The sequence below is a fragment of the Clostridium sp. SGI.024 genome (genome assembly GCF_050315195.1).
In the GTDB taxonomy this organism is placed as follows: Bacteria; Bacillota; Clostridia; order Clostridiales; family Clostridiaceae; genus Clostridium.
The window spans coordinates 153,302-166,659 of the sequence record NZ_JBNPON010000001.1 but is presented as its reverse complement, the minus strand read 5'-3'; the positions used below and the strand labels follow the sequence as shown (position 1 = coordinate 166,659).

Genomic DNA, 13,358 nt, shown 5'->3' with positions numbered 1-13,358 from the left:
GCTACCAAATTAAGTAGCCTTATTTTAATATTTATCTCTTTTCATATTTTAACATTATAATAACGTCTAAATGTATTTATTAGTTCATAGGTGAAATCTAATTGATTCTTGCTCTTATGAAGCCCTTTTTCCATTAAAGAAACAAATGAATTTTTATTACATTTACGAATGTTTTTATAGTAATCTCTAGATAACTTCCAAAATTTTTGTGGGAAAGCAATGTATGCTATGATAAATTTTAAATCAGAATCAGTTAATTCATTTTCAGTAATATATGAATCTAATACATCTATTGTTAGATGAACTTGCCAATTAGTATTTTCTCTTTTTAATAATCTTCTTAAAAAATAAGAGATATCTCTAGCAGAAAAGTCCATTTTACATTTATCAAAATCAATTAAAGAAATATTAGTATTATTAATTAAAATGTTTTTATTAACATAATCTCCATGGCAAAGTGAATGTGATAAATTATCTAAATCAATTGAGGAAGAAACTTCAAAGGATAACTTGGCAAGTTCTAAGTTTTCATCAATATTATCTAAGAAAAGCTTTGAAAATCTATCATTATATTTATGAGCATTATTGATACTTAATAATAATTGATTAAAATGTTTAGATATAGATTCACAATAATTCTCAAATCCTTCTCTTTTAGCACTTCCATCTATAGGTAGAAAATTTTTGGAAGACTTATGTAATTTACCTAGAGTTTTAGAAGATAGTAAGACGTGATTTATATTATCAAAATCACATTTTTCTCCATCAATCCAAGGAGTTAAAATGAATAGCATACCCTTATACTTTACATATCTACTACCAGTAATAGTTGGTAGTAGTTTCGGAACATTTATTCCATTTCTATAGCACCACTCCATTGTTGAATAAACATATAAAAGATTTTCTTCGTTATAGTATACCTTCTTTAAACAATAGATTTTATTATTATATTCTATTTTATAAACAGCTCTTTGTTTTTCAGTATTTTTAAATTTAACATTAATAACTGAAGAATTTTCTAAGTTATAGTAAATTAATATATTGTTCTTTAGTTCATCCATTGGAAGTAGTTCATCATTTATATTTAGCAATAAGCCTTCCATTATTCTCTCCTTTATAATTACTTATTAATAAGATATTACTTAAAAAAAGAAAATATTCTAGGTATTAAATATATTACTTATAAATATGTTTAAATAGAGGAAAATAGAGAAAAATATAGAATATGTTATATAGAGGTGAGATAGATGAATGTAAGAGAAAAAATGGAAGGTATTGAAAGGTTGACATTAATTCCACAAGCACAATTCAGTAGTGAAACCTTAGGAAGAAAAAGAAAAGAAGAAAGTGATCCTATGAGAACTTGTTACATGATTGATAGAGACAGGATAATTCATAGTAAATCCTTTAGACGATTAAAGCATAAGACTCAAGTTTATATAAAAACCTTTGGTGATCATTATAGAACAAGATTAACTCATACATTAGAAGTATCTCAAATAGCAAGGACAATAGGTGTAGGTATAGGTTTAAATGAACAATTAATAGAAGCAATTGCAGTAGGACATGACCTAGGTCATGCAGCTTTTGCACATAATGGAGAAGAAGTACTAAATTCGTTTTTAGATGAAGGCTTTAGACATAATGAGCAAAGTGTGAGAGTGGTAGAAAAATTAGAGAAAAACGGAAAAGGATTAAATTTATCTGCCGAAGTTATTGATGGTATACTTCATCATAGTGGTTTAAGTACTAACAATAATAATAAAGCTAAAACTTTAGAAGGAAGGGTTCTTAAGGTAAGTGATAAAATTGCATATTTAAATCATGATATAGATGATTCTATAAGAGCAGGACTTTTAAGTGAAGATATATTACCTAAAGAAGTAATAAAGGTGTTAGGAGAAACACATTCAAAAAGGATAAAGACTTTAGTTACAGATGTAGTAATAAACACTAGTGAATCTATAAAAAATAATGAATTTGATATAGTTTTTAGCAAAGAAGTTTGGGAAGCTATGACAGAACTAAGAAGATTTATGTTTAAAAATGTTTATCTAGGGGATATTTTAAAGGTAGAAAGAAATAAGGCGAAATTTGTATTAGAAAATTTAATAGAGCATTATTATACTCATATAGATGAACTACCAGGAATATATAAGGAAATAGCAGAAAAAGAAGGAATAAAAAGAGCTGTTGCGGACTATATATCAGGAATGAGCGATGATTATTGTTTAAATACCTTTAATTCTATATTTGTTCCAAAATTAGTAATATATTAATGTTCAGGATAAAATAAAATTTTAAGAATGAAGGAATTTTTACATTGATAAAGAATATAAACAAAGAAGATATAATAAAAAAAATAAAAAATAATAATTTTAAGAAGGATTTTTATAAAAAATGTCGAATTAAATATAAGTTGACGAAAATTATAAGTAAGGAGGTGGATCTCCTTGCAGATATCTGAAGAGATTCTAGAGAAAATTAAAGAAGAAAATGACATCGTTGATGTTATATCTGAATCAGTTAGGCTGAAAAAAACTGGAAGAAGCTTTTCAGGACTATGTCCATTTCATAATGAAAAATCTCCTTCTTTTTCTGTTTCACAAGAAAAGCAAATTTATAAATGCTTTGGGTGTGGTGAATCAGGAAATATAATTACTTTTGTTATGAAAAGTAAAAATATGAACTTTATAGATGCCGTAAAATATTTAGCAGATAGGGCTAACATATTATTAGAAGATGAAAAAAGAGTAAATCCAACTGCAAAAAAGAAGGAATTGCTTTATAAAGTAAATGTAGAAGCAGGTAGGTTTTTTTACTCAAATTTAAGATCTGATAAAACAGCCATGGAGTATTTTTTAAATAGAGGAATAAGGCAAGAAACTATAAAAAGATTTGGACTCGGATATGCAAAGGATAGTTGGAATAGTTTATTATTCCATCTAAGAAAACAAGGCTTTAGTGAAAATATCTTATTAGAAGCAGGATTAGTTTTAACTTCGCAAAAGACTGGGAATAAATATGATAGATTTAGAAATAGGGTAATGTTTCCAGTTTTTAATTACAGAGGAAAGGTAATAGGTTTTGGAGGAAGGGTTTTAGATGATTCTAAGCCTAAATATTTAAATTCTCCAGAAACTTTAGTCTTCCAAAAAGGAACTAATTTATATGGTTTAAACTTTGCAATTAAAAGTAATATGAAGGAAAGATACTTCATTATGGTAGAAGGATATATGGATTTAATTACCTTGCATCAATATGGAATTACTAATGTAGTAGCTTCATTAGGAACTGCATTAACAGTAAATCAAGCAAGGTTATTGAAGAGATATGCAGATAAGGTCATAATATCTTATGATGCAGATATAGCTGGGCAAACAGCCACTCTTAGAGGACTAGAAATACTAAAAGATGCAGGATTTGATGTGAGAGTATTAAGTATTCCACAAGGCAAAGATCCTGATGAGTATGTAAGAAGTAATGGAAAAGATGCATTTATTAAACTAATAACTGAAGCAGAAGGATTAGTAGAGTACAGAATAAAAAAAGCTGGGGAAAACATAAATTTCAAAGATAGCAACGATTTGGTGAAATATGGGAAAAAGGTTACAGAGATTTTAGCAAAAGTCAATCCAGTAGAAAAAGATATTTATATTAAAAAAATATCTGAAAATACAGGTATAAGAGAACAAGCTTTGTATGATTTATTATCAAGAGAAATGACAAAAAATATTCAAAATCAAGAATTTATGAATAACAAGGAAGAAAATGGAACGAAATTATATAAGGAGCCTGCTTTTATGAAGGCTGAAAGATCCTTATTGAAGTTATGTTTCAATGAAGAATATCTTGATTATATAGTTAATTTAATAAGCCAAGATGAGTTAATTCTTCCAGAACATAAAGAGATTTTTTCTATCATTAAAGATGCTAAAAAGGGAAATATAAATAATATAGAAACTTATTTAGAATCAAAATGTACAAATATAAAAACTATTGAGGAAGTTGTGAAAATTAATGATCAGCAAGTCCTTATAGGAAAAGATAATAAGAAATTAATTCAGGATTTAATAAAACAGATAGATAGTTATAAATTAAACGAAAGATTGAAAGAATTAAAACAAAGACAAAAGCTTTTAGAGTCGCAGGGGAAAATTGAAGAATCAATACAAATTGCTATTGAGTTAAAGAATTTGATGAGAAGCTAAAGAGAGGTGTAGGTACAGGTGGCAATAACGGAAGGAGGTCAAAATATGTTGGATGAAAAAACAAAAGCTAAGCAAGTTAAAAAAGAAAATGAAGATAGAAGTAATAAAATGAATATAGTTAAGAACTTGCTTGATAAAGGAAAGAAAAGTGGAACTTTAACATATAAAGAAATAATGGATGAACTTGAAAATATTGATTTAGGTCCAGAACAAATCGAAAAGATTTATGAAGTGTTAGAGTCTATGGGAATAGAAGTTATAGGTGAACCAAACTCTGAAGAAGAAGTAGAAGAAGAATTAGATTTAACTATTCCAGAAGGTATTGCTATTGATGACCCAGTTAGAATGTACTTAAAAGAAATCGGAAAAGTTCCTCTATTATCATCAGAAGAAGAGATAGATTTAGCAAATAGAATTGAACAAGGAGATCAAAGAGCCAAAAAGAAATTAGCAGAAGCCAATTTAAGATTAGTTGTAAGTATTGCAAAAAGATATGTTGGTAGAGGAATGTTATTCTTAGACCTTATTCAAGAAGGAAACTTAGGTTTAATTAAAGCTGTAGAAAAGTTTGATTATAGAAAAGGCTTTAAGTTCTCAACTTATGCTACATGGTGGATAAGACAGGCGATTACAAGAGCAATTGCAGATCAAGCAAGAACTATTAGAATACCAGTTCATATGGTAGAAACTATAAATAAGTTAATAAGAGTTCAAAGACAATTATTACAAGAATTAGGTAGAGATCCATTCCCAGAAGAAATATCAAAGGTAATGGATTTACCAGTAGATAAGGTTAGAGAAATTCAAAAAATTGCTCAAGAGCCAGTATCATTAGAAACACCTATAGGTGAAGAAGAAGATTCACATTTAGGAGATTTCATACCAGATGATGATGCTTTAGCACCAGCAGAAGCAGCTGCATTTACAATGCTTAAAGAGCAATTAATAAATGTTTTAGATACTTTAACTCCAAGAGAAGAAAAAGTATTAAGATTAAGATTTGGCTTAGATGATGGTAGAGCAAGAACTCTAGAAGAAGTTGGTAAAGAGTTTAATGTAACTAGAGAAAGAATAAGACAAATTGAAGCAAAAGCACTTAGAAAATTAAGACATCCTTCAAGAAGTAAAAAATTAAAGGATTATTTAGATTAGCACCTACTGGTGCTAATTTTAATTTAGCAAGGAGAAGAAATAAATGGAATTAAGCAAAAGATTAAATTTTATAATTAATAATATTGATAAAGTATCAGTTTTAGCAGATGTAGGAACTGATCATGGGTATATTCCTTTATATGCAACACAAAATGGTTTATGTCATAAGGCTATAGCTATAGATATAAATAAAGATCCTTTAGATAAGGCTAGACTTAATGCTATTTTAGAAGGAGCAGGAGACGAATTAGAATTTAGACTTGGAGATGGATTAAATCCTCTTAAAAAAGATGAAGTAGAAGCAGTAGTCATAGCTGGTATGGGGGGAAATTTAATTAGAGATATACTTGAAGAAAATATTGAAAAAGTAGCATCATTTAATTATTTAATATTAGTACCTGCTCAAAATCCAGAAGTTTTAAGAGAATATCTTTATAATAATGATTATGAAATAATATGTGAAAATCTATGTGAAGAAGATGGAATATATTATGAGTTATTTAAAGTTAGAAAAAAAGATGGAGAATCAATGGCATTAGATTCAATATATCATGAAGTAAGTCCAAAGTTATTAATGCAAAAGCATCCATTAATGAAGGATTACTTAAATTCAAAATTAGATAATTATAAAAAAATACTTAGCTTTATTACAGAAAGTACTGTAAGTGCTAGGGATAGAAGAGCTGCAGTGGAAGATAAGATAAATATAATCTCAAATATGATTAATTATTTATAAGGAAGAAAATTATGAATAGGGTTAAAGATTTTATTGAAATAATTGAGGAGTTTGCTCCTATCAATTTAAAAGAGGACTTTGATAATGTTGGTTTAATGGTTGGAGATAAGGAAAAGGAAGTAAAAAGAATTTTATTATCTTTAGACTGTACATTAGAAGTAATAGAAGAAGCAATTACACATAATGTAGATTTAATTATAACACATCATCCATTGATATTTAGAAAACCAAGCAATATAACAACTGATACTTTAGTAGGTAAAAAAATTATCAAACTTATTAAAAATGATATAAGCTTATATTCTAGTCATACTAATTTAGATTCAGCTAGTGGAGGCTTAAATGAAACAATAGTTAATATTTTAGGCTTTGATTCAAAAGAGCTTATTGAAAATAATAAAAATGCAAGAAATAAAAATGAAGGTCTTGGAAGAATTATTAGATTAGATAAAGCAATAAATTTAAATGATTTAGTAGAATTAGTTAAAGAAAAGCTTAATATAGAAGGATTAAAAGTAGTAAAAGCCTCTCAAGAAGTTAAAAATATTGCGGTTATTAATGGTAGTGGAAGTGACTTTATTGATATAGCATATAGAAAAGGTGCTGATTGCATTATAACTGGAGATACTACTTATCACTACGCAAGTGATTATAAGGAAATGGGAGTTTCTATTATAGATACAGGACATTTCTCATCAGAATGGATAGTCTTTTTAGAAGTAATAAAAAAACTACAAAATAAATTAAGTGATGTAGAAATAATTATTTCTCAGCATAGCAATGATCCTTACACATTTGTATAAAAACATATAGATGTCTTACAAGAGTTACTTATATTTTATTTAAAGTTAAAAAGTTAATATTATATTTAATACCTCTAAAGTATCTATTAAGTTACTTTAGAGGTATTTTTAATAAAAATGTAAAAGTAAAGCTACTATATAATTTAAGATATTTAATTAAAGTATATTAATAACTATTTAGGTTTATTATTCATAGAATTATAATAAGATAATAATTTAGGAGATGTACTATGAGTAAATCTTATTATAAAAAAAAGAAAGGATCATGGACAAAAGTATTCCAAGAAGGAATTAAAGATATATTGGGTGGGATAGGTAAGAATATAAGTTCAGGAGGACCAATATTTTTTAAGAATTGTATTAACCCAGGTGCAAGGTTAGTAATTTTTATACTATTAATAGTTACCCTTTTACTTTCTGGTATAGGATTTTATACTTGGATTATTTTACTTATGTTAGTGTTAATCCTTCAATTTGTTTAAAATGTTAAAAAATTCATTTGTATTATTTATAAAGTTATGATAATATAAGTTTTGCGAGTAAGACATGCAATCGCTGCTAGACTTAGATCTAGGAGAGGAAAGTCGGAGCTCCATAGGGCAGGGTGCTGGATAACGTCCAGTCAAGGCGACTTGAAGGAAAGTGCAACAGAGAGATACCGCCTAATATATTCTAATTTATTAGATGTACTAGGTAAGGGTGGAAAGGCGAGGTAAGAGCTCACCAGCATCATGGTGACATGATGGCTATGTAAACCCCACCTGGAGCAAGGTCGAATAGGGAAACATTTAGGGGTTGCCCGCTCCGTTTCCGGGTGTACCGCTTGAGCTTATTGGTAACAATAAGCCTAGATAGATGATTGCTTAATACAGAACTCCGCTTACGGCTTGTCTCGCACATGATAAACACTAGGTTAACGCCTAGTGTTTTTCTTTTTGAATAATATTGATAATAACTGCCAGTAAGTCAAGTATATAATATTATGAAATTTAAAATAAAAAATATTTGTTAAAAAATATATTTTAAATATTACAAAAAGAAAGGAAATATTATAAAATTAAAACGAACATAAGTTTGTTTTAATTTCAAATTGAATATAATTTAAAATTAAATTAAAGTTTATATTGTATACTCAATAAAAATGATGTAAAATAAATACAAGAAAAATAAATACAAGAAAATAATTTTCTTAGAAAGAAGGTTTTAGGGATGAATTACAAAAAAATTATTGCAATTATTACTTTATCTTCAGTACTAGTGGGGAATTCTGGAAATGTTATAGCTTATGCTGTTGATAATCCTAATCAAGTTGTTGCAGAACAAAATGTAACTAATGAAAATTTTGCTTACCAGCTATTTAAGGAGAATGATAAAAGTAAATTAGCAGAAGGTGTTACTCAAAGCAAAATTGATGAAGTGAAGAAAAAGGTTGAAACTATTAAAGATGCTAATGTAAAAGAAGAAAATAAAGCATTAGTAGAAAAGGCTCAAAATTTACTACAACAATTTAATTTTTTAGGTATAGGGGAGTGGACATTTGCTCAATTATATTATCATGCAGATGGAAGTAACTATGCACAATTAAAAGTAAATGCTGGAACACCACATACATATATTTCAAATGATTATTTAACAGTAACAGTTAAAGATACATCTGATAAAGTAGTGTATAACAAAGGGATAGTTGGTAATAAGTGGTATGATAATAGTAGTGAAAATGTTCCTTTAAAAGAAGGATATAAATTAGAAATAGTAAAACAAGAACCTAGTAGATTTTCAACAAATCATAATGATGAATTAAAACAAGACAATTCTAATCCATATACATATATAGTGAAAAATAATAGGCTTGTTAGAATAAATGATATAAATAGAACATTAAAATTCTATGGCTTAGGAGAAGCTAATTATGCAAACTTAAATATTAATTATTATTCTAAAAAAATAACTCTAACAACAAATAAAGTAAAACCACATTCTTATTTTAGTGGTAGTTATCAAAAAATTGAAGTGTTAGATTCTGAAGGTAAAGTTGTTTTTGAAAAAGACTTTATTGGTAATGAAGTTCAAGATGGACAATCTGAATCTATTGACTTTAAAGTTGGATATACAATAAAGCTTACAGGAGCAGAACAAAATAATAGAGTTAAAGTTTTTAATGATAAAAATGTTCAAGATTCTAATATAAGAATTGAACAAGGACAAAGTATCTTATTAATTAAAGATAAAGCTATTACAACGCCTCATAGTATTTTAGAAAAAATATTTAATAACAGTAATTATACAACATTAGTTGATAATCTTACTCAAGCTAAAATTGATGAAGTAGAAAAAGAAGTAGAAGCTTTACCAGAATATAATGGAAAAGCAAATAAAAAATCAATGGTACAAAAGGCTGAAAATCAACTACAACAATTTAACTTTTTAGGCCTATCTAACTGGACTTTTGCTCAATTATCTTATCATGCAGATGGAAGTAATTCTGCAAAATTAAAAATAAATGCTGGAACGCCACATTCCTATGTTTCAGATGATTATTTAACAATAATAGCTAAGGACACATCAGGTAAAGAGGTTTATAAAAAAACAATAAAGGGTAATGTTTGGAATGCTGATAGTACTGAAGATATTACTTTAAAAGAAGGATATACATTAGAGATAGTAAAGCAAGAGCCAGATAGATTTTCAACAAATCATGATGATGAATTAAAGCAAAATAATTCTAATCCATATATTTATATGGTAAAAAACAACAAGCTAGTTAGAATAAATGATATAAATAGAACCTTTAAATTCTTAGGATTAGGAGAAACTCAATATGCAACTTTAAAAGTAGATTATAATTCTAAGAAAGTGACTTTAACAACAAATGCAGTGAAACCACATTCATATTTCAATGATAGTTATCAAAAGATAGAAGTGTTAAATGCTAAAGATGAGGTTGTTTACACTAAAGATATTATTGGTAACAAAGTATTAGAATCAAAAACAGATCAAGTTAATTTTGAAATTGGTTATAAAATAAGATTAACAGGAAGAGAACAAAATTCTAGAGTGAAAGCTTATAATGATAAAAATGTGCTAGATTCTAATATAAATATTAGACAGGGAGAAAGTGTTTTAGTAATTGCAAATGGCTTTATAGAAAATGAGTTTGTTATAGAAAATAATATGAAGCAAACTTATGTAGAAAACTTTAAGCTTAGACTTGGGGAAGAAGGGTTAGAAGAGTTTGCAGCTAAAGATACTAATCATAAAAAGTTTGTTGATTGGATTTATAATACACCAGAAGCAATGAAGTTATACTTAAGTGGTGGTTATGCATCAGCAGGTAGCCAAGGTGATATGGGATCTTATCAATATAATAATCCATATAATAAAGCAAATGAATTAAAAGCACTTGATGTTTGGTATCAAATATGGAATAAATATGAAAATTCTCGTGATGGAGTTAATTTAAAAATTGCAATAGCTACTTCTTTAGAATTTGCAAATCCAGTTAAGACATGGTTAAGAGGAGAAGCTTTAGATGCTTTAGGTAGATATGAAAATTTCTCTAAGGCAGAAGCTGAAGGAATATTAATGTCAGACTTTGTTAGCTTAACAGTACAAGAAATTAGAAATGTTGTTAATGTTAAAGTAACAAATGAAGATATTGTATGGTTAAGAGAATACATGAAAGAAAATAAATCAAATATGATTAATAGAAATGGTATTGTTAATGGTTACCAACTTATAAAATATATAGATAAAAACTATGAAACTGGAGCAAGTGTACATGGTCCTAATTTCTATGGTCCAAACCCTACAATTAAAGAAGTTATAAAGTATGGTGGTGTATGTGGAGCTATGTCTAAACTTAGTAGTATTTTAGCTCAATCATATGGTATACCAGCTTTCCCAGTTGGACAACCAGGTCACTGTGCATATCAATATTTAGGTAGTGATCATGAATATAAGCTAGGATATGATGTTTCTGGATGGAAATCATGTGGTAATTATAATACAACATTACCTTACATATTAGTTAATAATATATTCAGTAAAAATTCAGAAAATTATTATGAGTCAGAATATTACAGATATAAAGCATTAATTGAGAAGAATGCTGCAAAAGCAATTCAATATCTTGATGAATCAATTGCAAGAGAACCTTTAAATTATTTAGCTTGGGAAGAAAAAATAAGAGTAGTAGCAAAAAATTATAATGAAAGTGAATATGAAAAAGTATTATCAGAAGTAAGAAAAACATTTAATAGTTATCCAGTTATTGTAGAAAGACTTACAAAGGATACTGAGAAAAATAAAGTTTTTAAATTATTTAAAGATGATAAATATACACAATTAAATGATAATGTTACTTTAGAAAGCATAAATTCACTTAAAAACACAATTAATAAATTAACAGAAGGTAGCTATAAAGATAAATATGTTGAATTATTAGATAAGGCTACTGGATTAGTACAAGAATTTAATTTGTTAGGTATTGGTAATTGGAACTTTGCTAAATTTGTATATCATACAGATGGAAAAAATCTAGGAACAATAAAAATTAATAGTGGAAAACCTCACTATGGTTTTACAGGAAACTATGCAACAATAAAAGTAAAAGATAAAACAGGAAAAGATGTGAAAGTTAAAGAATTTAATGGAAGTGCTTCTAATAATGCTTCTTCAGAACAAGTTACTTTACAAGAAGGATATACAGTAGAGTTTATTCTACAAGAAGAGTCAAGATTCAATACTAGTAATGATGTTGAATTAAAGAAGAATCTTAAGAACAAAACATATACTTATGAAGTAAAAGGAAATAAACTTGTTTCTAAGGCTGTAGATGCACAATAACAGAAGAATTAAATATATAAGCTAGTGTGTATAAAGGTATAAGGAATGGAGTTGTAACTATTTTAAAATAATTATTAATTTAATAAGACAGTTTTAATATAAAAAATGCAACTCCATTTTTTATATGTAAAAAAATAATTATTTTAGAAAGAAGGTTTTTAGAGTGAATAACAAAAAAATTATTGCTACAATTACTTTATCTACAATACTTATTGGAGGGGTTAAACCATTAGTTACATATGCAGTTGATAGTAATGTGAAACCGGCTATTGAAAATGTTACATTGGCTGAAAATAAAGCTAAAGAAGATATCAATAAAAATGATATGACAGCAACTTATATTGAGAACTTTAAAAATAGAATTGGACTTAATGAATTAATAAAATTTATACAAATAGATCAAAATCATCATGATTTTGTTAAGTGGATTTATGATACTCCTGAAGCTATGAAGCTATATTTAACTGGTGGATATGCATCAGCTGTTACGCAAAATAGCATGGCATCTTATCAATATAGAAATCAATATAATAAAGCAAATGAATTAAAGGCACTTGAAGTTTGGTATAAAATATGGAATAAGCATGAAAAATCAAGGGAAGGAATTAATTTAAAAATTGCAATAGCTACTTCTTTAGAATTTGCAAGTGGAGTAAATACATGGTTAAGAGGCATTGCAATAGATCCTGTAACAAGATATGAAAATTATGCTAGTGATAAAACTCAATCAATTCTAATGGATGATTTCTTTAAATTAACTGTACAAGAAATGAGAAATGTTGTAAATGCAAAGATAACAGATGAGGAAATGGTATGGTTAAGAGATTATATTTCTAAAAATAAACCAAATATGATAAATAGAAATAAGATTACTCAAGGACATACACTTTTAAAATATCAAACTGTTAATCCTGACACTAAAGCAAGTGTTCAAGGACCAAACTTTTATGGACCAAAGCCTACTATTGATAAGGTTATAAAATATGGTGGAGTATGTGGAGCTATGTCTAAATTTAGTAGTATTTTATCTCAATCATATGGTATTCCAGCATTCCCAGTTGGACAACCAGGCCACTGTGCATATGTGTTTTTAGATGCAAATCATACTTATTCTCTTGGATATGATGTTTATGGATGGGAAAAATCAGGTAATTACTATACAACATTACCATATATCAGATTACATAATATTTTAAGTAAGGATCCGAGTAGATATGCACGTTATGAAGCATCTGAAGATAGTAGATTTAAAGCTTTAATTGCTAAAGATGACGCAACTAAAATTAAATATCTTAATGAGGCAATTGCTAAAGAGCCAATAAATTACTTTGCTTGGGAAGAAAAAATAAAAGTAGTAAAAAAATCTTCAAATGAGGAAGAATTACAAAAAGTAATTAATCAAGCAAAAGAAGCACTTAAGTATCATCAAATAGTTAGAGATAATGTTACAAGAAAGTAAGCGTCAAAATTTGATATCTAGTTAAAGAATAACCTCCTTGATAAAATTATAGTAATAATTTTTCGGGAGGTTTTATTTTATCATCAGAAAGCTTAGTAATGAAAAATGGAATGAATTTATAAGCTTATTTTCTTCATATGAAGGAACGATAA

At 27.4% G+C, this 13,358-nt stretch carries 9 protein-coding genes and 1 other RNA gene; 9 read left to right on the top strand and 1 reads right to left on the bottom strand.

Features of this window, described 5'->3' with window-relative positions; translation table 11 throughout:
• Positions 1-41: 41 nt before the first annotated feature.
• Positions 42-1,103: a CotS family spore coat protein gene (locus ACQRD5_RS00725; RefSeq protein ID WP_291626894.1), complete on the bottom strand. Its 1,062-nt coding sequence runs from the start codon at positions 1,101-1,103 to the stop codon at positions 42-44.
• 144 nt (positions 1,104-1,247) lie between these two features.
• Here ACQRD5_RS00725 and ACQRD5_RS00720 point away from each other — a divergent pair, with 144 nt between their 5' ends.
• The 9 genes from ACQRD5_RS00720 to ACQRD5_RS00680 all read left to right on the top strand — a co-directional run bounded on the left by ACQRD5_RS00720 (position 1,248) and on the right by ACQRD5_RS00680 (position 13,206).
• Positions 1,248-2,279, top strand: a complete 1,032-nt coding sequence (locus ACQRD5_RS00720) for a deoxyguanosinetriphosphate triphosphohydrolase (protein WP_291626896.1) — start codon at positions 1,248-1,250, stop codon at positions 2,277-2,279.
• Positions 2,280-2,453: 174 nt separating this feature from the next.
• Positions 2,454-4,211 (top strand): DNA primase, encoded by a 1,758-nt coding sequence (gene dnaG / locus ACQRD5_RS00715; RefSeq protein WP_427746408.1) that lies wholly within the window; start codon positions 2,454-2,456, stop codon positions 4,209-4,211.
• A 45-nt stretch (positions 4,212-4,256) separates the two neighbouring features.
• Positions 4,257-5,363 (top strand): RNA polymerase sigma factor RpoD, encoded by a 1,107-nt coding sequence (gene rpoD, locus ACQRD5_RS00710; protein ID WP_291626900.1) that lies wholly within the window; start codon positions 4,257-4,259, stop codon positions 5,361-5,363.
• Positions 5,364-5,406: 43 nt separating this feature from the next.
• The gene (locus tag ACQRD5_RS00705) at positions 5,407-6,099 is read left to right on the top strand and encodes a tRNA (adenine(22)-N(1))-methyltransferase (protein ID WP_291626903.1); all 693 of its coding nucleotides are present in this window, start codon (positions 5,407-5,409) and stop codon (positions 6,097-6,099) included.
• 11 nt (positions 6,100-6,110) lie between these two features.
• Positions 6,111-6,902, top strand: a complete 792-nt coding sequence (locus tag ACQRD5_RS00700) for a Nif3-like dinuclear metal center hexameric protein (protein WP_291626905.1) — start codon at positions 6,111-6,113, stop codon at positions 6,900-6,902.
• A gap of 230 nt (positions 6,903-7,132) precedes the next feature.
• Entirely contained in the window at positions 7,133-7,384 is a 252-nt protein-coding gene (locus tag ACQRD5_RS00695) for a hypothetical protein (protein WP_291626907.1), read from the top strand.
• A 54-nt stretch (positions 7,385-7,438) separates the two neighbouring features.
• Positions 7,439-7,801: RNase P RNA component class A (gene rnpB / locus ACQRD5_RS00690), an RNA gene on the top strand.
• A 310-nt stretch (positions 7,802-8,111) separates the two neighbouring features.
• Positions 8,112-11,747, top strand: a complete 3,636-nt coding sequence (locus tag ACQRD5_RS00685) for a putative mucin/carbohydrate-binding domain-containing protein (protein ID WP_427746407.1) — start codon at positions 8,112-8,114, stop codon at positions 11,745-11,747.
• A gap of 163 nt (positions 11,748-11,910) precedes the next feature.
• Positions 11,911-13,206, top strand: a complete 1,296-nt coding sequence (locus ACQRD5_RS00680; protein WP_427746406.1) for a hypothetical protein — start codon at positions 11,911-11,913, stop codon at positions 13,204-13,206.
• The last annotated feature ends 152 nt before the right edge of the window (positions 13,207-13,358 follow it).

What these genes read in the sequence shown, in the direction of transcription:
- ACQRD5_RS00725 (WP_291626894.1), bottom strand. Translation starts at nt 1,103, where the DNA reads ATGGAAGGCTTATTGCTAAATATAAATGATGAACTACTTCCAATGGAT.
- ACQRD5_RS00720 (WP_291626896.1), top strand. Translation starts at nt 1,248, where the DNA reads ATGAATGTAAGAGAAAAAATGGAAGGTATTGAAAGGTTGACATTAATT.
- rpoD (WP_291626900.1), top strand. Translation starts at nt 4,257, where the DNA reads ATGTTGGATGAAAAAACAAAAGCTAAGCAAGTTAAAAAAGAAAATGAA.
- ACQRD5_RS00705 (WP_291626903.1), top strand. Translation starts at nt 5,407, where the DNA reads ATGGAATTAAGCAAAAGATTAAATTTTATAATTAATAATATTGATAAA.
- ACQRD5_RS00700 (WP_291626905.1), top strand. Translation starts at nt 6,111, where the DNA reads ATGAATAGGGTTAAAGATTTTATTGAAATAATTGAGGAGTTTGCTCCT.
- ACQRD5_RS00695 (WP_291626907.1), top strand. Translation starts at nt 7,133, where the DNA reads ATGAGTAAATCTTATTATAAAAAAAAGAAAGGATCATGGACAAAAGTA.
- ACQRD5_RS00685 (WP_427746407.1), top strand. Translation starts at nt 8,112, where the DNA reads ATGAATTACAAAAAAATTATTGCAATTATTACTTTATCTTCAGTACTA.